At 50.0% G+C, this 24,481-nt stretch carries 27 protein-coding genes and 3 pseudogenes; 13 read left to right on the top strand and 17 right to left on the bottom strand.

Annotated elements, in window-relative coordinates:
* Nucleotides 1-214: 214 nt before the first annotated feature.
* The 4 genes from K6K13_RS02875 to K6K13_RS02860 form a co-directional block, all read right to left on the bottom strand.
* Nucleotides 215-1,306, bottom strand: a complete 1,092-nt coding sequence (locus tag K6K13_RS02875) for a CblD like pilus biogenesis initiator family protein (RefSeq protein WP_222159399.1) — start codon at nt 1,304-1,306, stop codon at nt 215-217.
* A gap of 35 nt (nt 1,307-1,341) precedes the next feature.
* Nucleotides 1,342-3,972 carry a TcfC E-set like domain-containing protein gene (locus tag K6K13_RS02870; protein ID WP_222159398.1) on the bottom strand — a complete coding sequence of 877 codons (2,631 nt, stop codon included), beginning with the start codon at nt 3,970-3,972 and terminating at the stop codon, nt 1,342-1,344.
* Between the two features lie 128 nt (nt 3,973-4,100).
* Nucleotides 4,101-4,541, bottom strand: a complete 441-nt coding sequence (locus K6K13_RS02865; protein ID WP_252120395.1) for a CS1 type fimbrial major subunit — start codon at nt 4,539-4,541, stop codon at nt 4,101-4,103.
* A 100-nt stretch (nt 4,542-4,641) separates the two neighbouring features.
* The gene (locus K6K13_RS02860; protein WP_222159396.1) at nt 4,642-5,376 is read right to left on the bottom strand and encodes a fimbrial protein; all 735 of its coding nucleotides are present in this window, start codon (nt 5,374-5,376) and stop codon (nt 4,642-4,644) included.
* Between the two features lie 665 nt (nt 5,377-6,041).
* Between K6K13_RS02860 and K6K13_RS23520 the strand changes: the two genes are divergently transcribed.
* The 4 genes from K6K13_RS23520 (at nt 6,042) to K6K13_RS02840 (ending at nt 8,974) form a co-directional block, all read left to right on the top strand.
* Complete coding sequence (locus K6K13_RS23520) at nt 6,042-6,305, top strand: helix-turn-helix domain-containing protein (RefSeq protein ID WP_222160937.1); 264 nt, start codon at nt 6,042-6,044, stop codon at nt 6,303-6,305.
* Nucleotides 6,306-6,426: 121 nt separating this feature from the next.
* Nucleotides 6,427-6,666 carry an excisionase gene (locus K6K13_RS02850; protein ID WP_222159395.1) on the top strand — a complete coding sequence of 80 codons (240 nt, stop codon included), beginning with the start codon at nt 6,427-6,429 and terminating at the stop codon, nt 6,664-6,666.
* A 10-nt stretch (nt 6,667-6,676) separates the two neighbouring features.
* On the top strand, nt 6,677-7,711 hold the full coding sequence (locus K6K13_RS02845; RefSeq protein WP_222159394.1) for a tyrosine-type recombinase/integrase: 1,035 nt from the start codon (nt 6,677-6,679) through the stop codon (nt 7,709-7,711).
* A gap of 318 nt (nt 7,712-8,029) precedes the next feature.
* Nucleotides 8,030-8,974 carry an Rpn family recombination-promoting nuclease/putative transposase gene (locus K6K13_RS02840; RefSeq protein ID WP_222159467.1) on the top strand — a complete coding sequence of 315 codons (945 nt, stop codon included), beginning with the start codon at nt 8,030-8,032 and terminating at the stop codon, nt 8,972-8,974.
* Here K6K13_RS02840 and K6K13_RS02835 read toward each other — a convergent pair.
* The 8 genes and pseudogenes from K6K13_RS02835 to K6K13_RS02805 form a co-directional block, all read right to left on the bottom strand.
* Nucleotides 8,971-9,618 (bottom strand): tail fiber assembly protein, encoded by a 648-nt coding sequence (locus tag K6K13_RS02835; RefSeq protein ID WP_222159466.1) that lies wholly within the window; start codon nt 9,616-9,618, stop codon nt 8,971-8,973. The two genes, K6K13_RS02840 and K6K13_RS02835, sit on opposite strands and share 4 nt — an antisense overlap.
* Complete coding sequence (locus K6K13_RS02830; RefSeq protein WP_222159465.1) at nt 9,618-10,523, bottom strand: phage tail protein; 906 nt, start codon at nt 10,521-10,523, stop codon at nt 9,618-9,620. The genes K6K13_RS02835 and K6K13_RS02830 overlap by 1 nt, the downstream gene beginning before the upstream one ends.
* Before the next feature lie 380 nt (nt 10,524-10,903).
* Nucleotides 10,904-11,245, bottom strand: coding sequence for a hypothetical protein (locus tag K6K13_RS02825; RefSeq protein WP_222159464.1), 342 nt, complete (start codon nt 11,243-11,245; stop codon nt 10,904-10,906).
* A 110-nt stretch (nt 11,246-11,355) separates the two neighbouring features.
* A pseudogene (locus K6K13_RS23045) lies at nt 11,356-11,601 on the bottom strand (IS3 family transposase); the annotation flags it as partial.
* Nucleotides 11,602-11,828: 227 nt separating this feature from the next.
* Nucleotides 11,829-12,893, bottom strand: coding sequence for a CblD like pilus biogenesis initiator family protein (locus K6K13_RS02820; RefSeq protein ID WP_222159463.1), 1,065 nt, complete (start codon nt 12,891-12,893; stop codon nt 11,829-11,831).
* A 35-nt stretch (nt 12,894-12,928) separates the two neighbouring features.
* Nucleotides 12,929-15,559: a TcfC E-set like domain-containing protein gene (locus K6K13_RS02815; RefSeq protein WP_222159398.1), complete on the bottom strand. Its 2,631-nt coding sequence runs from the start codon at nt 15,557-15,559 to the stop codon at nt 12,929-12,931.
* 128 nt (nt 15,560-15,687) lie between these two features.
* The gene (locus K6K13_RS02810) at nt 15,688-16,128 is read right to left on the bottom strand and encodes a CS1 type fimbrial major subunit (RefSeq protein WP_252120395.1); all 441 of its coding nucleotides are present in this window, start codon (nt 16,126-16,128) and stop codon (nt 15,688-15,690) included.
* Nucleotides 16,129-16,228: 100 nt separating this feature from the next.
* Nucleotides 16,229-16,963 carry a fimbrial protein gene (locus tag K6K13_RS02805; protein ID WP_222159396.1) on the bottom strand — a complete coding sequence of 245 codons (735 nt, stop codon included), beginning with the start codon at nt 16,961-16,963 and terminating at the stop codon, nt 16,229-16,231.
* Nucleotides 16,964-17,628: 665 nt separating this feature from the next.
* On the opposite strand from K6K13_RS02805, the gene K6K13_RS23515 reads away from it, so the two are divergent.
* Both K6K13_RS23515 and K6K13_RS23510 read left to right on the top strand, forming a co-directional pair.
* Nucleotides 17,629-17,892, top strand: a complete 264-nt coding sequence (locus K6K13_RS23515) for a helix-turn-helix domain-containing protein (RefSeq protein ID WP_222160937.1) — start codon at nt 17,629-17,631, stop codon at nt 17,890-17,892.
* 123 nt (nt 17,893-18,015) lie between these two features.
* Nucleotides 18,016-18,081 (top strand): annotated as a pseudogene (locus K6K13_RS23510) (hypothetical protein); the annotation flags it as partial.
* 33 nt (nt 18,082-18,114) lie between these two features.
* Here the strand turns inward: K6K13_RS23510 and K6K13_RS23505 are convergent.
* From K6K13_RS23505 to K6K13_RS02780, 4 genes and pseudogenes are all read right to left on the bottom strand, one after another.
* A pseudogene (locus K6K13_RS23505) lies at nt 18,115-18,780 on the bottom strand (replication protein); the annotation flags it as partial.
* The gene (locus K6K13_RS02790) at nt 18,767-18,931 is read right to left on the bottom strand and encodes a hypothetical protein (protein ID WP_222159462.1); all 165 of its coding nucleotides are present in this window, start codon (nt 18,929-18,931) and stop codon (nt 18,767-18,769) included. The gene K6K13_RS02790 and the pseudogene K6K13_RS23505, both read right to left, overlap by 14 nt.
* Before the next feature lie 34 nt (nt 18,932-18,965).
* The gene (locus K6K13_RS02785; protein ID WP_222159461.1) at nt 18,966-19,244 is read right to left on the bottom strand and encodes a CII family transcriptional regulator; all 279 of its coding nucleotides are present in this window, start codon (nt 19,242-19,244) and stop codon (nt 18,966-18,968) included.
* Between the two features lie 203 nt (nt 19,245-19,447).
* The gene (locus K6K13_RS02780) at nt 19,448-19,696 is read right to left on the bottom strand and encodes a Cro/CI family transcriptional regulator (RefSeq protein WP_222159460.1); all 249 of its coding nucleotides are present in this window, start codon (nt 19,694-19,696) and stop codon (nt 19,448-19,450) included.
* Nucleotides 19,697-19,790: 94 nt separating this feature from the next.
* Between K6K13_RS02780 and K6K13_RS02775 the strand changes: the two genes are divergently transcribed.
* The 7 genes from K6K13_RS02775 (at nt 19,791) to K6K13_RS02745 (ending at nt 23,834) form a co-directional block, all read left to right on the top strand.
* The gene (locus K6K13_RS02775; protein ID WP_222159459.1) at nt 19,791-20,429 is read left to right on the top strand and encodes a S24 family peptidase; all 639 of its coding nucleotides are present in this window, start codon (nt 19,791-19,793) and stop codon (nt 20,427-20,429) included.
* A gap of 458 nt (nt 20,430-20,887) precedes the next feature.
* Nucleotides 20,888-21,259 (top strand): antitermination protein, encoded by a 372-nt coding sequence (locus K6K13_RS02770; protein WP_252120400.1) that lies wholly within the window; start codon nt 20,888-20,890, stop codon nt 21,257-21,259.
* Nucleotides 21,260-21,592: 333 nt separating this feature from the next.
* Complete coding sequence (locus tag K6K13_RS02765) at nt 21,593-21,862, top strand: hypothetical protein (protein WP_222159458.1); 270 nt, start codon at nt 21,593-21,595, stop codon at nt 21,860-21,862.
* A 141-nt stretch (nt 21,863-22,003) separates the two neighbouring features.
* Nucleotides 22,004-22,189 carry a hypothetical protein gene (locus tag K6K13_RS02760; RefSeq protein ID WP_222159457.1) on the top strand — a complete coding sequence of 62 codons (186 nt, stop codon included), beginning with the start codon at nt 22,004-22,006 and terminating at the stop codon, nt 22,187-22,189.
* Complete coding sequence (locus K6K13_RS02755) at nt 22,182-22,490, top strand: hypothetical protein (protein WP_222159456.1); 309 nt, start codon at nt 22,182-22,184, stop codon at nt 22,488-22,490. Before K6K13_RS02760 ends, K6K13_RS02755 begins: the two co-directional genes overlap by 8 nt.
* On the top strand, nt 22,487-23,227 hold the full coding sequence (bet, locus tag K6K13_RS02750; protein WP_222159455.1) for a phage recombination protein Bet: 741 nt from the start codon (nt 22,487-22,489) through the stop codon (nt 23,225-23,227). Before K6K13_RS02755 ends, bet begins: the two co-directional genes overlap by 4 nt.
* Nucleotides 23,211-23,834, top strand: coding sequence for a lambda exonuclease family protein (locus K6K13_RS02745; protein ID WP_222159454.1), 624 nt, complete (start codon nt 23,211-23,213; stop codon nt 23,832-23,834). The genes bet and K6K13_RS02745 overlap by 17 nt, the downstream gene beginning before the upstream one ends.
* A gap of 71 nt (nt 23,835-23,905) precedes the next feature.
* Here K6K13_RS02745 and K6K13_RS02740 read toward each other — a convergent pair whose 3' ends face one another.
* Nucleotides 23,906-24,388 (bottom strand): CCDC90 family protein, encoded by a 483-nt coding sequence (locus tag K6K13_RS02740; RefSeq protein ID WP_222159453.1) that lies wholly within the window; start codon nt 24,386-24,388, stop codon nt 23,906-23,908.
* Nucleotides 24,389-24,481 lie beyond the last annotated feature (93 nt).

Below are 24,481 nucleotides of genomic sequence, written 5' to 3'. Positions count from 1 at the left end.
GTCGACAACCCGCTTTGCGGCTTCGAGCTTAAATTCCGCCGTAAAATGTTTAACCATGAGGTCACCTGTCGTGTTGGTGAGGTGAGCATATCACCTCCGATCAGGTGGCCAGTACCAGTGTGCCACTACACACTTTGTTGCATTTCGTTTGGGAATTGGGGATTGAATACATGACCCAAAAAGGATTCATCCCGTCAGGGTGAACGCTGTTTTTTCAGCTGGTGCTTGGGGTATAGGTGACCGTCACCGTCCCGGTATAATCGCCGCTGTGTTTAGTTGAGGGCTTAGAAGTCTGGGTGGTAAATGTCAGCGGCGCCGGAACACAATACGTGGATGTCGTGTAGTCTGGCAGGGTGACCAGTCGTGCGGTGAACCCCCCATCCGGTGCTGTCCAGGTGATGGACTCGCCATTCTTCACCGTCTGCGCAGCGCGGGTAACCGGATTTTTTACCGTGATGGCAAAGTCAATGCGGTCTGCCGCATCCGCCCCACTCCCTCCGGTCCGGTAGACGGAGAAAAGACCCGAGGTACGGTCTGAAGGTGAAGCCCCCTGATCACTTAGCGACAGGATTATCGTTTTTCCTGCCGCATTCGCGCCGTCATACAGACACATATCCAGCGAGGCCGAACCGCTTGTGGTTGTCGATAAGTCTGCATTGTTCAGCCCGGAAACGCCCAGGTCAACAGTTGCATCTGTGGACACAAAGGCCGGGAAATACACCTGCTGGGCACTTTCTGAGGTGACAGTCAGAGTGATGCTGGCAGTCCAGGTGGCCACATACGTAGATGTCCAGTTGTAGTAATCCATCACCAAAGTGGCGCGCCAGACTCCGTCAGTCAGGCTGCTTAACTCACTCTGCGCGATACTATAAGTAAATATTGGCGTGTTTCTTGGATCTCTATTAAAAGTTACCGAGGTCCAAGGGCTATAATTGGACTCTCGATTATTACGCAATCCACTCACAGTCAGGGTCTTTGTCTGCCCGGTGCGGTCCTGGGTGAACGTCAGCGTAATTAAGCCCGGGGCCACATCATTCCAAGTAAGGGTTGTCGGACAAGCACCATTGGTGCTGTCCGTGCTGCTTTTACAGACCATGCCTACTTTATATGAGCTACTCTCAACGCTGCTGCCAACATCGCTGCTGCCAACGGTAACATTATTCCAGATATACAGCGGGGCGGGCAGCGAACTGGTGTCCATCGTCTCCGTCACGGTCGTCGTGTTGCTTGTCGGCAGGTCAGCCAGCACAGGCAGCGATACCAGCCAGCACAGGGCTGTCAGCCAGCAATAAATGTTTGTTTTCATCGGCTCTCACGGTCTGGATTATTGGTGTAAACGTATTAGTCTGTCATTGCTACCGGGCTGTTTGTACGCTCTGACCCGGCGGTCATCAGGGTAACCTGACGACGCTCTGCTGACGGCAGATGCGCCATATCTGTGCGCTGGCACGTGGTGGCACCCAGATAGCGAACGACATCGCGTACTTTCCGCACCTTCAGTGCACACACCCAGAACCGGTCTGCCCGCATAACGTACAGCTGGTCCATGCGTGACTCCGTCTCCATGGTAAAACCGCCGTCACCGACTGACGTCCATGACGCCACATTGAGGGGGATAGCGCCCTCAAGAGGCTGACGTGAACCATCAAGCAACCGGCCGAGCCAGATATAGCGCGGACTCACGGTAACCTCTTTATTAAGTATTTTACCGGGAGCCATAAAGGCCGTGGTCGTGCCCGTACCCCGGGTGATTTCAGCCGCCACCCCGTCAGAGGGGACGCCCGACTCATTGATACTGAATCTGCTTTCCTGATATCCCTGCGTCGTAAACACTGCCCGCCGCCCGCTTGTGATATCCGTCCGACGCCCGAGACCGGAGATACTGACCCGGGAACCGGTCTCGCCATCACTCTGCCCGACGGAGACACCAAAGGCTGAGGCCGCGCCGTCATTACTCCAGCGCCCCAGCGCCACGCCTGACCGGTCCACCACCAGGGAGGAGTTGTAGGCTCCGCTGCTGCCAAAGGTATGCCGGCGGCTTCCTGAACGGTCCCACGCATCACTTACCGTCAGCGTGCCATCACCGTACTGACTGCCGGTACTTCCGGTGACCGAGCCATTCACCGTATCAGTATTGACGCCTGACAATGCCACGCCTATGCGGTCATTTCCGTTATCTTCGCCATATTGGGTCATTGATGTACTGTACCCAAGCTGACTTCCACTTGGCTGTCCAGACTGCCAGCTGACGCCGGCGCTGGTTGTCCGGCGAGCTCCGCCTGAAAGTTTCGTACTGCGGGATATTGATACCCCGATATACCCGCCTTTGTCGGGGCTGCTGTAGGTGCTGACATTTCTGACATAAGCGCTCAGCCGCGTGTTTATATTGAGGCCATTGACAGCAAAGCTGCGATTCAGACCAAGCTGCCAGTTCTCGCTACGGGAGCGGGACTGGTACACCTGTTCCCAGGGGGCACCGGCATTATATTCAGCACTGTTTTCATCCAGGTCCTGACGGTAAACATAACGCCCCTGATTATCGCTAAGGGTATAACCCACAATGACCTGCCAGCTCATTACGGGAACAGACAACATCACGCTGGTGTTTTTGTAGCAGCCCGTGAAGTCATAAATATGCGAGCGCTGGACATTACAGTCATCCGCCGTCCGTGATGTGCGGTAAAAGCTGAGAGCGAAACCATCGTTGTAACTCACCTGCTGGGTATTCCCTCGGGAACCATCGCTGCCTTGCAGCGAGCTGACCCGCGTGCTCAGCTGCCCCCCCGCGTCAAATCCATGAAGCCAGTCGGCTGCCGCTTCGGCATATTCAGACTCACTGAGTACAGCCGTTCCGGCCGTAAGCGCCAGCGTGTCTGTCAGAGGGAGGCGACCGCCGGCATGCATGACAAAATGCTCATGTGAAGCATCCGTAGTCATGGAGGAGCGTTCACTGTCCGGTGAACCCGCCTGCAGGAACCACTGAAATCCGTTCCCCCACCCTATCTCCTGGCGGGTATAAAGCTGTGATTCCGTTCGTACGAGCTGGTTATTCTCATAAATACGCAAGGTCAGCGTGTAACTGCCCGCCGGTAACATACTGGTATCGAGTAACTGCATGCCGGCTTTGAGGTAGAACGTGTTGAGCAACTGATTATCCCGGTAGGCATCCACTCGCGCATCCCGGGGTAAAAACAGGTTCACAGGCGTGCCTGCTGACATTTTGCTTTTATTTGCCCACGCCAGAGTCGACCCCATACGAAAGCCGCGAATGCGCCCTATCGGCAACTGATTCAGGGCTATATTCCCCCCCGCATTCGTATAGATATCCTGAGAATTCATCAGTCCGGCCTGGATATAGATGCGTTTCAGAAAATCCTGCCTGAAATACGCATTAGAGGCTTCCGCCTGCTGGGTACCGGAATGACCAGAACGCTGGCTCAGCCAGCTCCAGTCCACATTGGCATAGCTGGTTTCTCCCAGCCCGAGAGTGCCATTACCTCTTAATGTCAGTGATTGATACTGACCCGTCGTGGCCAGATTTAGAGCCTGCTGGTGAATAAGTGCATTGCGGCCTGCTGGCGTGGCCTGGTAATAACCACTGTCTTCAGGCTCGTGAAGAGTGTAACGGTCGCTGAGAAACAGTCTGACTACATTATTGTTTTCATCATAAATAAGACCGAGGCTGTCTGTTTTGAGATAATCACAGCCGACACGCCCCCGGTGGGCACTGCATGATAACTGGCCATTCCTGCTCAATGGCAGATGAAGTTTTTTTGTCAGCAGGGAATCAAGTCCGGAGGGATTGCCGTAAAGTTTCGCGATGGCCAGCGATAATTTATCAGGCTCAAGAAAGGTTATATTTTCAAGGTCCACCCGGATACGGGCCATGCCAAGAGACTGACCATATACCTGAACCTCTGACTGAAATTCCTGACCCTGAATCAACTCTTCAAACCCTGCCGGGACACGCATAGTGGCATGAGATATCGCTGGAATGATGACTGCAAAAGGAAAGAGAATACTACAGACTGGAAATCGGTTCACATAAAACCCGCACAGAAGATACCTGACGGGGTTGCCGCCAGGTATGAATTAATAAATCAGGAGCCTTGGCTTGTTGCCTGCGCCAGAACCAGGGAGACGGTTCCGCTGTAGTCACCCGCAGTACTGACAACACCCTTGGTTGTCTGGGATATCACCAGAGGGATTGTGATTGAGCCGTTAGTAATCCCGTTCGGGAAATACTCGGCAAACTCCAGTTTCGAGCTCGCCGTATTAAGCTCGATACCGTTCAGCGTCACCGTAAGAGGGATGGTGGTGGTCGTCGTCGGTGCGCTCAGTGATGGTGAACTTGTTGCCAGGGCAATAGTCAGGTCAGCAGTGGCTGAGTTAGACCAGAGCTTCACACTCCTTGAGACGGAATTGAGCCCATGACTCGGCAAATACGACATGGCAATGGTGTCCGGCAAAGCCGTGCCGTCAGAGAGCGTGATATCCACGGTCGGATCAATCGATGCCGTGACGGTGATGTCTCTTGTCACAGCATGCGCGGATGTGAAAGTCAGAATGGCTGCAGAAAGCAGTGAATATGAAAGAATTTTTTTCATCAGTTACCCTTAAATCAACTGTTCTTAAAAAGTACTATGGCAATGCCTCAGGCGTTATCTCCTTCACATTGCCGGTTGTAACATCTGTATATTTAAACTTGTACTGCTCACCTGGTTTGAACGTAAAATCTTTAAGGATGACCTGCATATCTGGATAAATTGTTTTCACTTTGTTTTGCCATTTGCAGTTCCCCTGCTTATCACAGATGCCAATTTCCTTTAATTGCAATCTGACCGTACCATCATTTAAGATTTCAGATGAGCCCGGACGGTATTTCATGCTGACCACTATATTCTGAGGCGGCACATGCAATAAAACACCCCAGATTATATTGACACCCACCCGGGTGGAAATATCTTTATTTGATGATTTCCCGGTAATCTCAGAAGAGAAGGTGTTTTTATCTACAGACTCAAAGTAAATACGCCAGGTTGTTTCTTTCTCTGGTGGTAACATTGATACAATTCGGACAATCCTTTCACTGCCGGCTGCCAGCGCAATTTTCGAGGGCACCACAGCAATGCCGGTATCACCGCCAATATCGGAGACAACTTCACGCTCCTGCGGCGTGCCGGGATTTTCTATTCGTTTCAGCGTCACTTTAACAAATTGCACATCATCATCTTTTGATACAAGCGTCAGTTGCCTGGTGCTTTTGTCATCAAGAGAGGCTACCATCGGGTAGACGTACATTGCCGCGACAGCATCTGCAGCCAGAAAAAAACAAAAAAACGCAGTCACACCGAAAATAAGTGAACGAAGCCGCATGACAAACCTTAATAAAATTAATATTCATTTATCTGAGCCGGTAACAAACAGATTAAAACAGTTCCATGCCCAGCATAACCGAGAGAGAAAAACACACGCCCCGACCGTTGGTGACGGCATATATACGTATTTACGGCGCATTAAGACGATCATGTATTCAATACGGGCTTTGTTGAATAATAGTGAATCATGCTGTTTTTCCATGCAATTTTTGGTTGAAAATGCTTGTCACATCAGGTGTACAGTTTTATCTAACTGCATGATTTTGCGTTGCGATGATCTGTCGTTTCACCGGGGGTGCAGCATAAAATATGTTTATTCAACAAAGCCTTCAATACGTTGATTGGCTATCAGAAATAATACCCCCACACAATGAACGTGCCGATGATACTGTCGTGCGAACTTTCCCAAAACACCCCTTTGAGAGCATTATACACAACCACACATAGATCGTCAAGACTTATCGAAATAAATTATTTGATAGTCACACACTACGGATTCCCGGCATAAACCGCCCAGGCAAAACGGCACTATCGGAAAAAATGTCCAATATTTATTTTGATGATCGGATTTATTGCCCCATTCCCACTCGAAACGCAACAAAGTGGCACACTGGCCAGACCCGGATAAAATGAGCGTTCTGGCCTTACTGGAGAGCCTGTTGCATACAGGGAAAACATCTGACTCAGAAAGAACGGTTCTACATCGAAAAGCGACGTGGTGAAGGTGTCAACCAAGCTACCATCGCCAGAGAGCTTGATATGCCTCGCTCGACCATCAGCAGGGAACTCAGACGCAATACCGACCCCACTTTCAATGGCGTCTACTGCTGTAGAAGGGCGGACAAATCAAATGGTGATTTAGGGACTTATATCATTGGCGCTGACACGACCTGCACCAGCACCTTAATCAAGGCTGTTACCGCCTGAAATCACCTTCATCACCGCACACCCTGCCTGCAACCTTCACGGTACCGTTTCTGAGATTCACAAATCCCCCCTTGCCACCATGACAAATGGCGCAGCGGCTTGATTTTAGCAGAGGTAAATAATGGCATACATCACCTTATCCGAGTGGAACCGGCGGCAAACCCGTCCGCGCTGCATGGAAACCGTCAGGCGATTGGTCAGGAGCGGAATGATTTTTCCCGCACCGATACGAGATGGGCGCGAATATCTGGTTGAGGAAAACGCCTGCAAGCTCACCCAGAACAAAAACATTGGCCCATCCAGCGCCCTTCACCCCACCCTGTTATCGAGGATAAGACATGGCACGCCGGAGAAGCCATAAGAACCGCGATTTGCCGCCAAACCTGCAACCGCGCAATGGCGGCTATTTTTGCTACCGTGACCCGCGCACCGGAAAAGAGTATGGCCTGGGCCGCCATCGACAGGGGGCCATTACGCAAGCCATCGCCGCTAATATGGCGATTTATGGCTCATCAAAACCATCACCGCTCGTTGACCGCATCAACGACACACAGGTGACTACAGTTAGCGAATGGACTGAACGTTATCTGAGGATACTCGAAGGACGGAAACTCAAGCCGAAAACGATGAGCGAGTACAATAAATACCTGAAAGCAGTCAATGCCCACTTAGGTGAATTCGCTATTCAGCAGGTAGAAACCAAAGACATTGCCTCGTTCCTTCATCAGTGGGTAAAAGAAGGAAAAGTGACAATGGCGAACTGCATCAGGGCGTTGTTACGTGACCTGTTTCGTGAAGCGATTGCTGAGGGGCTACTCAAAAGCAATCCTGCCGAAGCCACCCGAAACCAACGTATAAATATTCAACGGGGGCGCATAACCCTGGATGCGTGGAAAGTCATCCGCAAGGCAGCGGATAGATTACCCGCCTGGGTCGGGCCCTGCCTTGACCTTGCTTTGGTGACAGGTCAACGCCTCGGCGATATACAGGCGCTATGCTGGGAGGATTTAAAAGACGGACGGCTTTACATCAAGCAAGCAAAAACAGGCATGATGCTGGCGTTTTCCCAGACAACCCGCATCGACTGCCTCAATTTATGCCTTGCTGATGTACTGAACCAGTTCAGGAAATTAAACAACGGAATAGCGCATATTGTCGCAAACACCAAATACAAGCAATTTGCCGCAAAAACGATATCTGCCGCTTTTTTGAAGGCGCGCCGTATATCAGGATTAACATGGGAACGCAAACCTCCCTCATTTCATGAAATCAGAAGCCTGGCGGCACGACTCTACACTGATGAGAAAGGGAGGGATTATGCGCAAAAATTGCTCGGACATAAGTCATCAGAGATGACGGATAAATACCGAAATGTCAGGGGCGCTGAGTGGACTGAGATTGAGTAATTTCGATCGAATTTCGAGTAATTTCGACCGATACGCTATAACATATTGAATAATAATCTCGGTATTTTTATGGCGCTATGGCATGCTTAGCAGAGTTAAAATAAATAAAAACCATTATTATCAATATATTGAATGACTTTATCGCTCAAAAAACAGGCAACAAAACACAACAAAGCACGACAATACACGACATTTTTATCAATAACTTGCCGTCCATTTCGACTTTCCAACACCCTTCCTTAGGTGTCACAAATCACATTCACCCCGCGCTGGAAATCCCGATGGCATACCGTAACCTGAGCAAGGTATACTTCGCCGATGACAACATCCTCACTTTCCCAACATGATTCTCTGTTCAAAAAGTTTCTCGGTGATATCGCTGTGGCCCGAGACTTTTTGGAAATCCATCTACCACCACACCTGCGTGAGCGCTGTGATTTCAGCACACTTGCGATGGAGTCCGGCAGTTTTATCGAAGACGACCTGCGCACCCAGTGTTCGGATATGCTCTATTCCGTGCAGACAAATGCGGGGAGAGGCTACATTTATACACTCATCGAGCACCAAAGTAGCCCTGAGAAGTTAATGGCGTGGCGTTTAATGCGTTATAGCATGGCAGCCATGCAGCGCCACCTAGAGCAAGGCAACGAGACCTTGCCCGTGGTCATTCCACTCCTGTTCTACCACGGCACCACGTCGCCCTACCCCTACAGCACCCAATGGCTCGATTGCTTTACTGACCCTGAACTGGCAGAATCAGTCTATACACAGGCATTCCCGCTGGTCGATATCACCGCTATGCCGGATGATGAAATACTCTCTCATCGGCGGGTAGCACTGCTGGAATTGGTGCAAAAACACATCCGTACTCGGGACATGCTGGAACTGGCAGGAGATATCGCCCGCCTGCTCAATCTATGGGCGATACCTAAAGAGCAGTTTCGTAGCCTGATGTACTACATTGTAGGTCGAGGCGAAACCTCAGACACCAGACAGTTCTTGCATACCATAGCCGCACAGACACAAGATTATCAGGAGGATGTCATGACCATTGCAGAACAGCTACGCCAGGAAGGTCGCCAAGAAGGCATTCACCTCGGTCGCCAAGAAGGTCGCCAAGAAGGACGCCAAGAAGGCGAGCATACCGCCTCGCTCAACATTGCAAGGCAACTTCTCGCCAACGGCGTTGAACGTACTCTTGTCAAAATGTCGACCGGCCTTTCCGACGACGAGTTGGCTACCCTGTTCGACGACCGACGCTAATTCACCGTTTTTCCACCTTCGGGCGCTTCCGGCCAGTCGATATCCGGCGCTGTGCTGATATCAATGCGGCTCAGCTGCACCCGGTACGTTCTCCACCCCTTTAACGCGGTTTTCTCTTCATGAGTAGCCATATCCAGATCAACCGCATCGCTCAGCGTCTCAATGCGGGTATTCGCTACAGTAAGGCGTGAGCTTAACTCCTGTTGTGCCGCCTGCTGCTCAGCTAGTGATTCCGCCGCTTGCTGGGCTTTCGTGTCTGTCACCCACTTTTTTCCGTTCCACTCATCGAACTCGGTCTCGGGCTTCAGTAACGTGACATTATCCGGCAGTTCGCCGAATTGGGTGACAGTCTGTTCCTGCCGTGTTTCTGTGCCGTAAACCGTTTGCCCGCGATGATCGGGTGAAAATTCCCACAACTTGCCATCAGCCGAGCGATGCAGCGCTTGCCCAACAGGCGGTAACTCTGGTTCATCGGGGTAACTGTGGGCGGGAAGGCCTACACCAAGCATGAGATACTCCATGCTGGCGCTGTGGTATTCGCGCGTGAAATGATGCGCGCGATAGACAGTGATCCAGCCAGCCTTTTTGCTGAGTCCATTTTCGCCTAATTCGGCAGTCTCAATATCAGTAGAATAGTTGCTCATTATGCTGCTCTCACAATGTAGTTAAAGGCGATGTTGCGCGGGCGGGTTTCGTTAGCGGTTCGTGTTTGTAGCGATGAATCAAACACCCCGCGTGCGCCAAAACTATTGCGTGTTGATACCGCGTCGTAATTAACCCTCGCGGTGCTGTCGATGTATAAGGCCCCGCAGGGGGGATAATCGATACCTCCACCGGCGGCTTGATCGTCCATAGCCCATTTTGCTGTTATCGGTTGCATCGCATCATTCTGCGCTGAGAGCAGTGAACGCCCAGGATCAACATCGCGCCCATCATCCCAGCCACGAATAAATTCGCCGCGCAGGTCAGGTAACACTCCAGACGGATAGGCAAGCGCCAATTGCGGATAGGTGGTTTTGTTGAATGTCTGGCCGTTGCACTGGAGCCAACCAGCGGGCGGGGTTGATAAGGCATAGGGAACGGGAGAGCCAACAGGAAGATCCAACGGCAAGGTAATGTTAGCTGTACCATCAAACGGAACGCCGTTAATATTTCTGGGAGTGGACAGTTTACTTGCTCCGTTTGTGGAAATATCAACCAGATCCTCTTTAATGTCGTTAATTTCTGTCTGAACTGTATTGCCGGATGTTCCCACAACCAATCCGGCCCCTGATGTTGCGGCTAGTTGAATTAACACATCAGCCGCGCTACCGGACTCCGGCAAAACCCCAATAGGCTTACCGCCAGAAACCGCCAGTATTTTCCCTTCGAGTTGGGTGATTGGCGGCAAGGGTGCCACAAACGGATCAGGGGCGCGGATAGTGCGCTGATAAAGAGTCAAATCCCCTGAAAACGGATAGGTGGAACGGAATGTGATTTCGTCATACCCGATGCGAATTGGGTTAGTGCCTTCTACCTGCCAACAGTCACCGTAAATGCTGAAAACCATGGTCCCATTAGCAACATCCCTCGCACCGTCAAAGTCAGACGCTCGCCGCCACATAACCGGCCCCGCTAACCATATCCCATTATCGCGCTTGTCATCCTGGTTCATCAGCAGGACGCGCATATCCTGCGTTGTGGTTACTGTCCCTGTCTCCCGCCATCGTTGACGAGGTTATCCTCTGCTCACCGAAAGTTGTTACATTGTGATCGGCAGAAATAGCCACTGGCGGCTTTACTGCTACTGAAGTTGTAAGGCCAAAAAGCCGATCTTCTGATGTTGCTGGCATTGACTTTTCTCCAGGCGTGAGTCGTCACCACAGAGCAAATCTGCGGTGATACTCTGAAGCATATTTATTCGGATAAGAAATAACCCGGAACCCCGGGTTATTTGCCGCTTTTCTCGGTTAGCAGGATAACGTCAGATACATTGCCGTGTTCGTCATAAGCAATTTCATAAGCTACACGATTGCCATTTGCGGATGATTCTATTGGAGTCCCGACAACCTCCCACTGCCCAAGCGTTAATACATCGGCGGCGGCATGTCCAACAGCCCTCCCAGCTTTAGCCCCACCACCATACCCTTGAGTAAATTTCCAGATATCCCACTTCTTCCCATCATGCTCAGTCTGCGCAATTGGGTACCCAAATTCCCCAAGCAGAATGCTACGCGGAGTGCCTTTCTTAAAAAGACTGACATCCTTCTTTTCAGGTTGCTGGGTAGCCATATAAACGGAGCAATTTGATAAAAAAAACGGAGAGAATTGCAATCAGGAAGGTTGTTTTTATTTTCATTTCATCACGTTGATGTGTAAGTTAGAGGTGCATAGTGTAGTGGTCAACTAATACTGGCCACCGCATTAGACTGTATGTAGAACCGTCGCTCAGAGTCGTTTGGCGTTAAGCCGCCGTTATACCAGTGAGCCCAGATAGCGCTGTAATACCCCGTGATGTAGCGGATCATCGCGTCATGGGCTTCGCTGAAGCTGTTGTAACCCTTTGTCGGCACCCATTCTGTCTTCAGGAGGCGCAAGAACCGCTCCATTGGCGCATTATCCCAGCAGTTACCCCGCCGCCTTAACGTATATGTAGCCGTGGTCGACAACCCGCTTTGCGGCTTCGAGCTTAAATTCCGCCGTAAAATGTTTACCCATGAGGTCACCTGTCGTGTTGGTGAGGTGAGCATATCACCTCCGATCAGGTGGCCAGTACCAGTGTGCCACTACACACTTTGTTGCATTTCGTTTGGGAATTGGGGATTGAATACATGACCCAAAAAGGATTCATCCCGTCAGGGTGAACGCTGTTTTTTCAGCTGGTGCTTGGGGTATAGGTGACCGTCACCGTCCCGGTATAATCGCCGCTGTGTTTAGTTGAGGGCTTAAAAGTCTGGGTGGTAAATGTCAGCGGCGCCGGAACACAATACGTGGATGTCGTGTAGTCTGGCAGGGTGACCAGTCGTGCGGTGAACCCCCCATCCGGTGCTGTCCAGGTGATGGACTCGCCATTCTTCACCGTCTGCGCAGCGCGGGTAACCGGATTTTTTACCGTGATGGCAAAGTCAATGCGGTCTGCCGCATCCGCCGCACTCCCTCCGGTCCGGTAGACGGAGAAAAGACCCGAGGTACGGTCTGAAGGTGAAGCCCCCTGATCACTTAGCGACAGGATTATCGTTTTTCCTGCCGCATTCGCGCCGTCATACAGACACATATCCAGCGAGGCCGAACCGCTTGTGGTTGTCGATAAGAGCCCGCGAACGTCCAGGTCAACAGTTGCATCTGTGGACGCAAAGGCCGGGAAATACACCTGCTGGGCACTTTCTGAGGTGACAGTCAGAGTGATGCTGGCAGTCCAGGTGGCCACATACGTAGCTGGAGAATAATTGTAGTAATCCATCACCAAAGTGGCGCGCCAGACTCCGTCAGTCAGGCTGCTTAACTCACTCTGCGCGATACTATAAGTAAGTATTGGCGCATAAAGACCACCAGAATTTACCCCGGTCCAAGGTTTAAATGAATTGGCCGATCCAATATTACGCACTCCAGCCACAGTCAGGGTCTTTGTCTGCCCGGTGCGGTCCTGGGTGAACGTCAGCGTAATGAAGCCCGGGGCCAAGCCAGTCCAAGAAAGGGCTGTCGGACAAGCTCCATTGGTGCTGTCCGTGCTGCTTTTACAGACCATGCCTACGTTAGTTGAGTTCGTCCCAGTACTGCTGCCAACGATAACCTTATTCCAGATATACAGCGGGGCGGGCAGCGAACTGGTGTCCATCGTCTCCGTCACGGTCGTCGTGTTGCTTGTCGGCAGGTCAGCCAGCACAGGCAGCGATACCAGCCAGCACAGGGCTGTCAGCCAGCAATAAATGTTTGTTTTCATCGGCTCTCACGGTCTGGATTATTGGTGTAAACGTATTAGTCTGTCATTGCTACCGGGCTGTTTGTACGCTCTGACCCGGCGGTCATCAGGGTAACCTGACGACGCTCTGCTGACGGCAGATGCGCCATATCTGTGCGCTGGCACGTGGTGGCACCCAGATAGCGAACGACATCGCGTACTTTCCGCACCTTCAGTGCACACACCCAGAACCGGTCTGCCCGCATAACGTACAGCTGGTCCATGCGTGACTCCGTCTCCATGGTAAAACCGCCGTCACCGACTGACGTCCATGACGCCACATTGAGGGGGATAGCGCCCTCAAGAGGCTGACGTGAACCATCAAGCAACCGGCCGAGCCAGATATAGCGCGGACTCACGGTAACCTCTTTATTAAGTATTTTACCGGGAGCCATAAAGGCCGTGGTCGTGCCCGTACCCCGGGTGATTTCAGCCGCCACCCCGTCAGAGGGGACGCCCGACTCATTGATACTGAATCTGCTTTCCTGATATCCCTGCGTCGTAAACACTGCCCGCCGCCCGCTTGTGATATCCGTCCGACGCCCGAGACCGGAGATACTGACCCGGGAACCGGTCTCGCCATCACTCTGCCCGACGGAGACACCAAAGGCTGAGGCCGCGCCGTCATTACTCCAGCGCCCCAGCGCCACGCCTGACCGGTCCACCACCAGGGAGGAGTTGTAGGCTCCGCTGCTGCCAAAGGTATGCCGGCGGCTTCCTGAACGGTCCCACGCATCACTTACCGTCAGCGTGCCATCACCGTACTGACTGCCGGTACTTCCGGTGACCGAGCCATTCACCGTATCAGTATTGACGCCTGACAATGCCACGCCTATGCGGTCATTTCCGTTATCTTCGCCATATTGGGTCATTGATGTACTGTACCCAAGCTGACTTCCACTTGGCTGTCCAGACTGCCAGCTGACGCCGGCGCTGGTTGTCCGGCGAGCTCCGCCTGAAAGTTTCGTACTGCGGGATATTGATACCCCGATATACCCGCCTTTGTCGGGGCTGCTGTAGGTGCTGACATTTCTGACATAAGCGCTCAGCCGCGTGTTTATATTGAGGCCATTGACAGCAAAGCTGCGATTCAGACCAAGCTGCCAGTTCTCGCTACGGGAGCGGGACTGGTACACCTGTTCCCAGGGGGCACCGGCATTATATTCAGCACTGTTTTCATCCAGGTCCTGACGGTAAACATAACGCCCCTGATTATCGCTAAGGGTATAACCCACAATGACCTGCCAGCTCATTACGGGAACAGACAACATCACGCTGGTGTTTTTGTAGCAGCCCGTGAAGTCATAAATATGCGAGCGCTGGACATTACAGTCATCCGCCGTCCGTGATGTGCGGTAAAAGCTGAGAGCGAAACCATCGTTGTAACTCACCTGCTGGGTATTCCCTCGGGAACCATCGCTGCCTTGCAGCGAGCTGACCCGCGTGCTCAGCTGCCCCCCCGCGTCAAATCCATGAAGCCAGTCGGCTGCCGCTTCGGCATATTCAGACTCACTGAGTACAGCCGTTCCGGCCGTAAGCGCCAGCGTGTCTGTCAGAGGGAGGCGACCGCCGGCATGCATGACAAAATGCTCATGTGAAGCATCCGTAGTCATGGAGGAGCGTTCACTGTCCGGTGAACCCGCCTGCAGGAACCACTGAAATCCGTTCCCCCACCCTATCTCCTGGCGGGTATAAAGCTGTGATTCCGTTCGTACGAGCTGGTTATTCTCATAAATACGCAAGGTCAGCGTGTAACTGCCCGCCGGTAACATACTGGTATCGAGTAACTGCATGCCGGCTTTGAGGTAGAACGTGTTGAGCAACTGATTATCCCGGTAGGCATCCACTCGCGCATCCCGGGGTAAAAACAGGTTCACAGGCGTGCCTGCTGACATTTTGCTTTTATTTGCCCACGCCAGAGTCGACCCCATACGAAAGCCGCGAATGCGCCCTATCGGCAACTGATTCAGGGCTATATTCCCCCCCGCATTCGTATAGATATCCTGAGAATTCATCAGTCCGGCCTGGATATAGATGCGTTTCAGAAAATCCTGCCTGAAATACGCATTAGAGGCTTCCGCCTGCTGGGTACCGGAATGACCAGAACGCTGGCTCAGCCAGCTCCAGTCCACATTGGCATAGCTGGTTTCTCCCAGCCCGAGAGTGCCATTACCTCTTAATGTCAGTGATTGATACTGACCCGTCGTGGCCAGATTTAGAGCCTGCTGGTGAATAAGTGCATTGCGGCCTGCTGGCGTGGCCTGGTAATAACCACTGTCTTCAGGCTCGTGAAGAGTGTAACGGTCGCTGAGAAACAGTCTGACTACATTATTGTTTTCATCATAAATAAGACCGAGGCTGTCTGTTTTGAGATAATCACAGCCGACACGCCCCCGGTGGGCACTGCATGATAACTGGCCATTCCTGCTCAATGGCAGATGAAGTTTTTTTGTCAGCAGGGAATCAAGTCCGGAGGGATTGCCGTAAAGTTTCGCGATGGCCAGCGATAATTTATCAGGCTCAAGAAAGGTTATATTTTCAAGGTCCACCCGGATACGGGCCATGCCAAGAGACTGACCATATACCTGAACCTCTGACTGAAATTCCTGACCCTGAATCAACTCTTCAAACCCTGCCGGGACACGCATAGTGGCATGAGATATCGCTGGAATGATGACTGCAAAAGGAAAGAGAATACTACAGACTGGAAATCGGTTCACATAAAACCCGCACAGAAGATACCTGACGGGGTTGCCGCCAGGTATGAATTAATAAATCAGGAGCCTTGGCTTGTTGCCTGCGCCAGAACCAGGGAGACGGTTCCGCTGTAGTCACCCGCAGTACTGACAACACCCTTGGTTGTCTGGGATATCACCAGAGGGATTGTGATTGAGCCGTTAGTAATCCCGTTCGGGAAATACTCGGCAAACTCCAGTTTCGAGCTCGCCGTATTAAGCTCGATACCGTTCAGCGTCACCGTAAGAGGGATGGTGGTGGTCGTCGTCGGTGCGCTCAGTGATGGTGAACTTGTTGCCAGGGCAATAGTCAGGTCAGCAGTGGCTGAGTTAGACCAGAGCTTCACACTCCTTGAGACGGAATTGAGCCCATGACTCGGCAAATACGACATGGCAATGGTGTCCGGCAAAGCCGTGCCGTCAGAGAGCGTGATATCCACGGTCGGATCAATCGATGCCGTGACGGTGATGTCTCTTGTCACAGCATGCGCGGATGTGAAAGTCAGAATGGCTGCAGAAAGCAGTGAATATGAAAGAATTTTTTTCATCAGTTACCCTTAAATCAACTGTTCTTAAAAAGTACTATGGCAATGCCTCAGGCGTTATCTCCTTCACATTGCCGGTTGTAACATCTGTATATTTAAACTTGTACTGCTCACCTGGTTTGAACGTAAAATCTTTAAGGATGACCTGCATATCTGGATAAATTGTTTTCACTTTGTTTTGCCATTTGCAGTTCCCCTGCTTATCACAGATGCCAATTTCCTTTAATTGCAATCTGACCGTACCATCATTTAAGATTTCAGATGAGCCCGGACGGTATTTCATGCTGACCACTATATTCTGAGGCGGCACATGCAATAAAACACCCCAGATTATATTGACACCCACCCGGGTGGAAATATCTTTATTTGATGATTTCCCGGTAATCTCAGAAGAGAAGGTGTTTTTATCTACAGACTCAAAGTAAATACGCCAGGTTGTTTCTTTCTCTGGTGGTAACATTGATACAATTCGGACAATCCTTTCACTGCCGGCTGCCAGCGCAATTTTCGAGGGCACCACAGCAATGCCGGTATCACCGCCAATATCGGAGACAACTTCACGCTCCTGCGGCGTGCCGGGATTTTCTATTCGTTTCAGCGTCACTTTAACAAATTGCACATCATCATCTTTTGATACAAGCGTCAGTTGCCTGGTGCTTTTGTCATCAAGAGAGGCTACCATCGGGTAGACGTACATTGCCGCGACAGCATCTGCAGCCAGAAAAAAACAAAAAAACGCAGTCACACCGAAAATAAGTGAACGAAGCCGCATGACAAACCTTAATAAAATTAATATTCATTTATCTGAGCCGGTAACAAACAGATTAAAACAGTTCCATGCCCAGCATAACCGAGAGAGAAAAACACACGCCCCGACCGTTGGTGACGGCATATATACGTATTTACGGCGCATTAAGACGATCATGTATTCAATACGGGCTTTGTTGAATAATAGTGAATCATGCTGTTTTTCCATGCAATTTTTGGTTGAAAATGCTTGTCACATCAGGTGTACAGTTTTATCTAACTGCATGATTTTGCGTTGCGATGATCTGTCGTTTCACCGGGGGTGCAGCATAAAATATGTTTATTCAACAAAGCCTTCAATACGTTGATTGGCTATCAGAAATAATACCCCCACACAATGAACGTGCCGATGATACTGTCGTGCGAACTTTCCCAAAACACCCCTTTGAGAGCATTATACACAACCACACATAGATCGTCAAGACTTATCGAAATAAATTATTTGATAGTCACACACTACGGATTCCCGGCATAAACCGCCCAGGCAAAACGGCACTATCGGAAAAAATGTCCAATATTTATTTTGATGATCGGATTTATTGCCCCATTCCCACTCGAAACGCAACAAAGTGGCACACTGGCCAGACCCGGATAAAATGAGCGTTCTGGCCTTACTGGAGAGCCTGTTGCATACAGGGAAAACATCTGACTCAGAAAGAACGGTTCTACATCGAAAAGCGACGTGGTGAAGGTGTCAACCAAGCTACCATCGCCAGAGAGCTTGATATGCCTCGCTCGACCATCAGCAGGGAACTCAGACGCAATACCGACCCCACTTTCAATGGCGTCTACTGCTGTAGAAGGGCGGACAAATCAAATGGTGATTTAGGGACTTATATCATTGGCGCTGACACGACCTGCACCAGCACCTTAATCAAGGCTGTTACCGCCTGAAATCACCTTCATCACTGCACACCCTGTGTGCAACGTTCACTACCGCATTTCTTCGATTGGTCATTCCCCCACCCGCTCACCGTCATGACAAATGGCGCAGCGGCTTGATTTTAGCAGAGGTCAATGATGGCATACATCACCTTATCCGAGTGGAATCGCCGGCAACCCCGTCCGCGCTGCATGGAAACCGTCAGGCGATTGGTCAGGAGCGGAATGATTTTTCCCGCACAGGTTTGGCGTAGCCAGAGATTTAACCAGAGCAGCAAGTTTCCGTTTTCGCTCGTCGTTGGCTTCAACAGCGTGAGGCAGTCTGTCACCCACGGCTTCGTTGTAGGCGTTCAGGTAGTTGTCGTATTGGATTGGGTTTGATTTTCTTTTGGATGGTTTTTCACCCTTCGCACTTTCACCCGTAGGGGGTAAGGGGGTATTTGTATTTATTGTCTTTTGAATAATGTCTTTTGTGTTTAGCTGAGTTGGCTTATGGCTATTAGCTGACTTGGCTAATGTTTCTTTAGCTGGTTTGGCTAATGGTTTGCTGACTTGGCTAACCCACTGAGAAACGATTTTGTTAACGCCAATTTTCATCCCATCACTGACCAAAAAATTACGCTCAATAAGCTGGCGTTTTGCGGCGCAAACATGCGTATGGTGAATGCCTGTAATGGCTGCTATCTGTGTATTAGTGAGACGATCCATTGCTTTGTTAAATCCGTAGGTCTTGCGCATAACGGCGAGCATGACCTTCAATTGCCGAGCGGTTAAATCGGCCATTAAAATGCTGTCTGTAAGCTCGTTGGCAATGCGCATGAAGCCATCATCTGTATCCGCCACGCGATGCTCCATAACCTCTTCTGAGGTGTGAACCAGTTTTAGGTTAGGTGCGGCCATCTTTTTTCACCCTCGATTTAGCCAGTCTGAAAACATCGATAAGCCGCTTAGCGAACGGCCTGTTATTAACGGCAGCGACAACTAATCCATCAGGTGAATCAGGGTGCGTTCTTTCCTCTTCCTGCTTGAGATTCTGGCTGTTTCGTGCCATAATTCCTCCTGAAATTAATGAGTTATTTGCGTTTCTAAGCCGGAAAAGTGTTTGCCCACTTACCGGTTTTTTCTTTGGTCAAATACCCCGCCAGCCGTTTGGCTAACTCAGCCATTTCATCATCAGCAATGCCGTAGTTCAGCACGGCCAGCATCAGGCTGACCTGGCGAAACAGGCCGCTCTTCCAGCGACTGACCTGGTACTCCGGTACGTTCATGGCGGCGGCAAAGGCTTTCTGTCCCATCAGGGCTAACTTGTTGAGTAATGCCGACTCGATGTGAGCGGCTTTCTTGCTTTGTGTTGCGTGGTTCATGTGTGATAATCTCCTTCTAGAAACAAATAAGTAATTAAATGCGCATGTGGATACACGGCACCTGTATTTTGGTGATCAACAGACGTGACGAAGCCGTGAGCCAGTCACAGTGAATGTGTTACTGTAGGATGTTGAGTTCGCCACGTTGTCGGTGACTTCCGTAGGACGAGTGTCCGTTGTGAAGAGCGGTGCTGCTGGTTAGGCTATGTGTAATTCAGGCCACTGGTTTTAAGTTGGCTATGATTTACATTCCCCCCAAATACAGTGTCCACATTTTCCGTATACAAACTGGGTTCAAACTTAAGTTTTGTTTTCGTTAATTTTTCAATCAGAAGCGCGTATTTCCAAGGGATTATTGCTTCCCATAGACTGACTGTAGACTTAGAAACCTTTAGAGCTGTGGCTGTGGCGGTTGTGCCCCCGAAGTAATCAATTACTTGTTTTTTAAACATAACTTTTCCTATGCATCATGTTTTACATATTTAGTTTAAATAACAAAACAAAAAAGATCAATAAACAAAACATATCTTGTTTGATAATACGAACATGAAAAAAACAACACTCTCCGAACGCATCAATCAACGAATGCGGGAATTAAACCTCAAAAGCAAGGATCTAGCTCAAGCAACTAGAGCCTCCAAAGGTTCGGTTAGTCAATGGATTAACGGTGGAAACGAACCCTCCGCAAGGTATGTAACAGCCTTGGCAAGAATATTGAAAGTCAGTGAAAAATGGTTACTTGAAGGCGGAAAAATCGACAATGTTATAATTACTGATACCTGGAAAATTCCCTTAATATCCCTCCAACAAGCTGTAAAATGGAGAGATGTTATTATGGATAATAACTTAAATAACATTAAGTTATGGGTAGAAACCTCTGGAAAAGCTCCGCGTTTTTCCTTCGCCATTCAAGTTGAAGGGGATTCAATGCTGAACACATCTGGTTCAGGGCCTTCTCTTCCTGAGGGATCAATTTTGCTCATTGACCCTGAATATAAAATAGCAAGCGGACTTATTGTTGCTGCGTACCTTCCAGAAACAGATTCAACCATAGTAAAAAAATTGACAATTGACGGCCCGAATTTATACCTAAACTCACTAAACCATAATTACAAGCCAATTCAAATAAATACATTAGATACCATCATCGGCGTCGCTATTCGAACTCAAATGGATCTCGTCTAACCCCTCCCTGTTAATGAATAAATTATAACCCAATAATCATTGGGTTATAATTTAACTCGCAAAAGCACACCGCCCATTAGTTTAAAAAACAAAACTTTAATTTGACAGAAATTGTTTTGATATATAAACTCTATTCCATCACCCCACCAGACAGCCTTCAGCCAGACGGTGGACCACCAACCCGCAACGGCAATACCCCGGCAGGCAAGACCTCGAGTTACCCGCCGATTGCCTGAGCGTAAGTAGCCAGCCCGAGGCACACGAACATGACGGCGGTTGGGTAAATTTCAAATACATGCTCTTTCAAAACGAGCCTTGCGCTCTACGAAAGGCACCGACAACGTGCCGAACCTTTGCCCAGATGTTTTTGGGATGTGGTGGGCTGAATAAAAATTATAGCCAACACCAGGGCCACCACTGGCTCACCACACCACCAAAACCATCTGTTGGAGGGGAGCATGGCTACTATCATTTACCGTAAATCCGTTAATCCTGTTAGCAAAACCAACGCCGCTATTCGCCGTCATGCCAGACGCAAGGCAGAAGCTATCCGCCGTGAACTGGTGACATCACGTATTGATAAGGTATTGGGGCAGAAGCCAGTAAAACGCAAAGCACTTACCCGCATTGAATTGGCCTTCAAGCGCAAACGTGCGCCACGAGTTAATTTCAACTTACTGGCCAGGTTCAGAGAGCAAATTAACCATTTCGCCAAAATGTACGACAGGGTTAAGCGTCTTACCCATCGTATCTGGTACAGCAAGCCGAAAACGGAGTATGGCATTACCGCCAGAGCAAAGCAGACGTATACATCACGGCTGGTTCATTGAATTTGAGGTTGGGTCGTGCTGCTTGGAGAATATGGCGTTATTTCAAACACCACCACAGGAGCCACCATGCAAAAGCTCATTGACGAAAATATTTTGATAGCCAACGGAAAATTGAATGATGCAACTTAATAAACCTCATATCACGACCTTCAATCAACCTGATCACAGGGAAAGGGGCGTTATCACTTACGGTAGTAATGGCGTTGTTGAATAAATAGGTATTATGCTGCACAGCCATAAAGGCTGCGGATTTCCTTAACGTAAAATCAGTATGTTACACCCAGGGCTTGGTGGTGCATCCCGGGGTGAGCAGCATTTTCGTCCAAAACAGGTGTGTCAGAACAGCATCATTCCCTATTATTTAACAAAGCCGATTTTACGTTGCTGGGATCAGTCGTTTCACTGGGCTGCCAGCATAAAATCTATTTATTCAACAAAGCAGGTAGTAATAATATTAACCATCCTCATTATTTGATGAACACTCAAATTCTCCCCGGGGATGACAGTGAAACAAAGGAATATAAGTTAACCCTTGCCTATCTAACGGAAGAAAATAAGTGGCTCAAAAAGCAGGTGAAAAAATTAACGGGTATCTATGACTGAAACACTTCCAGCATTCCCATCATCCGCTTATCGCCGCAATCAACATCACACTGATAATAGATAACACTGAACTATCTCTTTATACCCGCGCCGATATTCATCGGTAAAATTATACATCAATCCAAATCAAGGAAAACCACGATGGAACTTGCTATCGCGGGCGCACCCACCGTGCGTCCTGAAATTAAATTTGACCCGATTCGGTCAATCGAACATCACCGCTCAAATATCGTCACGGGCCAGAGCTTCAAAAACAAAAGCTGGCTGCAACGGTTATTCGAGCAGCTTATTGCAACGGTTAATCAGAAGGGGAACCCCAATGCTTAATCCATCAAAGATACACGCCATTCGCAAAATCATGGAAGAAATGCCGCCTGAAATAACAGAGGACTGTTACGCAGAGGCTGAGCAATTGGCGGAGAAGTCTATCGAAAGCTTTCGTGAACCGCTCAGAAAGCACTGGCCTGATGCTTACACATCGCTAGCCTGTGAGTACATGGAAGATAGCGACGTTGATTATCAGGAAGCCGAGAGTCAGCGAGTATTCGACGCCATTTTCCACCGGGTGAAAGTGGAAATGGCTTTTTGGATTTATCACAGGCAGAACAGCACGGAGGATGCAGCATGAGCACGGCATTAGCAACCATGGCTGGAAAACTGGCTGAACGCCTTGGCATGGCACCCGGCACCGAATTAATGAGCACGCTCAAGAATACGGCATTCAAGGGCGGTAGCGTAACCGACGAGCAATTTACCGCCCTGCTTATTGTTGCCAACCAGTACGGACTCAACCCGTGGACAAAAGAAATTTATGCCTTTCCTGACAAGGGCGGCATTGTTCCGGTTGTGGGGGTCGATGGATGGGCGCGCATCATTAACGAACATCCGCAATTCGATGGCATGGAATTCAGCTACGATAAGGACGAGGGCGCATCGACTTGCAGGATTTACCGTAAAGATCGCAAACACCCCACTCTAGTCACCGAATACATGGGCGAGTGTAAGCGCAATACCCAGCCGTGGCAATCACACCCCACCCGCATGCTGCGCCACAAGTCACTTATTCAGTGTGCACGCATGGCATTTGGCTTCGCGGGCATTTACGACAGTGACGAGGCGGAGCGGATTATAGAAAGCACGCCAGCAAGTGTTGTTGCTGGACAAGAGACGGACGAGCGCCGCCCTGCACTCATTGCCAGGTGCGAAGAGGCGGCTCAGATTAGCATGGAAGTCTTCGCTAAAACATGGAAAAACCTGACCCACGAAGAGCGCCAGATTATCGGCAATGCAGAGAAGGAGCGCATCAAGAACACCGCCCCACTCGAAGCAGAATACAGAGAGGTGGAGCATGGAACAGAGAACTGATGAGTGGTTCGCCGCCCGATGTGGCAATGTGACCGCCAGTCGCCTGTCTGACGTAATGGCTAAAACCAAATCGGGCTATTCTGCCAGCCGTCAGAACTACATGGCAGAGCTTATATGCCAGCGCCTGACCGGGAAGTTAGAGAGCGGATTCGCCAATGCAGCCATGCAACGCGGAACAGACCTTGAGCCGATAGCGCGTGAAATGTACCTGCTTAACCAATTTGACGCAGAAGTTACGGAAGTGGGATTTATTCCCCATCCAGGTATCGTAGGATTTGGTGCATCGCCTGATGGCTTGGTCGGAAATGATGGCCTGATAGAAATAAAATGCCCCAACACATGGACGCATTTAGAGACCATCAAGACCGGTAAGCCGAAAAACCAATACCTACTCCAAATGCACGGCCAAATGATGTGTACGGGCAGAAAATGGTGTGATTTTGTCAGCTATGACGACAGACTACCGCCAGACCTTGCCTATTACCAGTTGAGGATTCATCAGGACGATAAACTAGTTGCTGCAATAGAGGAGGCGTTAACGCAGTTCCTGGCTGAACTTGAAAGAGAATTTGAAGTTATTAGAAACTTAGCCAAAGTGGCGGCATGAGTACCTTCACGTCGTCGGGCGGCTGCGCAAACAGGTGAGCCAGCTGACGCGGGAGGCATGTTGCTAAAATATCAAAGCAGCTTAATGACCACAGTGACAATAGTCGATGCCAGACCAGCTATAGCGAGCATCACCGCACTCAGTTTTATCAATAGTCCATTTGCAGTGTGTTCAACATCCTTACGAAGCAAGGCTATATCTGCGGACAGATCCTTACGGACATCGGCTATCTCTGCGGACAGGTCCTTACGGACATTGGCTATCTCTGCGGACAGGTCCTTACGGACATTGGCTATCTCTGCGGACAGGTCCTTACGGACATTGGCTATCTCTGCGGACAGGTCCTTACGGACATTGGCTATCTCTGCGGATAGGTCCTTACGGACATCGGCGACATTTCGGTTTACTTCGGCAATATCTGCCTTGGTAGCGACATCCGCTACTTCATGAGACTTGCGTACCACGAGAGAAATTGCTTTGGCCTGCTCTCTCGAAATGCCAGCAGTTTCAAGCTCTTCTGACGCCTGCAATGTATCAAATGCGACTTGGCCCATGGGGAAATCCTCCTGTGTTAAGTCAAGTGTAAGCGATCTGACCGTCAATCTGCAAAATTTTGCAAGTTAGCCCGGCGCTGGGCGTTGTTGAAT

The sequence above is a fragment of the Symbiopectobacterium purcellii genome (assembly GCF_019797845.1).
GTDB lineage: Bacteria > Pseudomonadota > Gammaproteobacteria > Enterobacterales > Enterobacteriaceae > Symbiopectobacterium > Symbiopectobacterium purcellii.
The sequence above is the reverse complement of the archived record's forward strand: the minus strand, read 5'-3'. Positions and strand labels throughout refer to the sequence as shown.

Excerpts from the sequence above, each read along its gene's own strand:
- K6K13_RS02860 (WP_222159396.1), bottom strand. The coding sequence starts at position 5,376 with ATGCGGCTTCGTTCACTTATTTTCGGTGTGACTGCGTTTTTTTGTTTT.
- bet (WP_222159455.1), top strand. The coding sequence starts at position 22,487 with ATGAGCACGGCATTAGCAACCATGGCTGGAAAACTGGCTGAACGCCTT.
- K6K13_RS02775 (WP_222159459.1), top strand. The coding sequence starts at position 19,791 with ATGAAAAAAACAACACTCTCCGAACGCATCAATCAACGAATGCGGGAA.
- K6K13_RS02740 (WP_222159453.1), bottom strand. The coding sequence starts at position 24,388 with ATGGGCCAAGTCGCATTTGATACATTGCAGGCGTCAGAAGAGCTTGAA.
- K6K13_RS02805 (WP_222159396.1), bottom strand. The coding sequence starts at position 16,963 with ATGCGGCTTCGTTCACTTATTTTCGGTGTGACTGCGTTTTTTTGTTTT.
- K6K13_RS02875 (WP_222159399.1), bottom strand. The coding sequence starts at position 1,306 with ATGAAAACAAACATTTATTGCTGGCTGACAGCCCTGTGCTGGCTGGTA.
- K6K13_RS02745 (WP_222159454.1), top strand. The coding sequence starts at position 23,211 with ATGGAACAGAGAACTGATGAGTGGTTCGCCGCCCGATGTGGCAATGTG.
- K6K13_RS02840 (WP_222159467.1), top strand. The coding sequence starts at position 8,030 with ATGACAACATCCTCACTTTCCCAACATGATTCTCTGTTCAAAAAGTTT.
- K6K13_RS02790 (WP_222159462.1), bottom strand. The coding sequence starts at position 18,931 with ATGGCACGAAACAGCCAGAATCTCAAGCAGGAAGAGGAAAGAACGCAC.
- K6K13_RS02785 (WP_222159461.1), bottom strand. The coding sequence starts at position 19,244 with ATGAACCACGCAACACAAAGCAAGAAAGCCGCTCACATCGAGTCGGCA.
- K6K13_RS02770 (WP_252120400.1), top strand. The coding sequence starts at position 20,888 with ATGGCTACTATCATTTACCGTAAATCCGTTAATCCTGTTAGCAAAACC.
- K6K13_RS02820 (WP_222159463.1), bottom strand. The coding sequence starts at position 12,893 with ATGAAAACAAACATTTATTGCTGGCTGACAGCCCTGTGCTGGCTGGTA.
- K6K13_RS02870 (WP_222159398.1), bottom strand. The coding sequence starts at position 3,972 with ATGCGTGTCCCGGCAGGGTTTGAAGAGTTGATTCAGGGTCAGGAATTT.
- K6K13_RS02780 (WP_222159460.1), bottom strand. The coding sequence starts at position 19,696 with ATGTTTAAAAAACAAGTAATTGATTACTTCGGGGGCACAACCGCCACA.
- K6K13_RS02850 (WP_222159395.1), top strand. The coding sequence starts at position 6,427 with ATGGCATACATCACCTTATCCGAGTGGAACCGGCGGCAAACCCGTCCG.
- K6K13_RS02755 (WP_222159456.1), top strand. The coding sequence starts at position 22,182 with ATGCTTAATCCATCAAAGATACACGCCATTCGCAAAATCATGGAAGAA.
- K6K13_RS02835 (WP_222159466.1), bottom strand. The coding sequence starts at position 9,618 with ATGAGCAACTATTCTACTGATATTGAGACTGCCGAATTAGGCGAAAAT.
- K6K13_RS02830 (WP_222159465.1), bottom strand. The coding sequence starts at position 10,523 with ATGGTTTTCAGCATTTACGGTGACTGTTGGCAGGTAGAAGGCACTAAC.
- K6K13_RS02760 (WP_222159457.1), top strand. The coding sequence starts at position 22,004 with ATGGAACTTGCTATCGCGGGCGCACCCACCGTGCGTCCTGAAATTAAA.
- K6K13_RS02825 (WP_222159464.1), bottom strand. The coding sequence starts at position 11,245 with ATGGCTACCCAGCAACCTGAAAAGAAGGATGTCAGTCTTTTTAAGAAA.
- K6K13_RS02815 (WP_222159398.1), bottom strand. The coding sequence starts at position 15,559 with ATGCGTGTCCCGGCAGGGTTTGAAGAGTTGATTCAGGGTCAGGAATTT.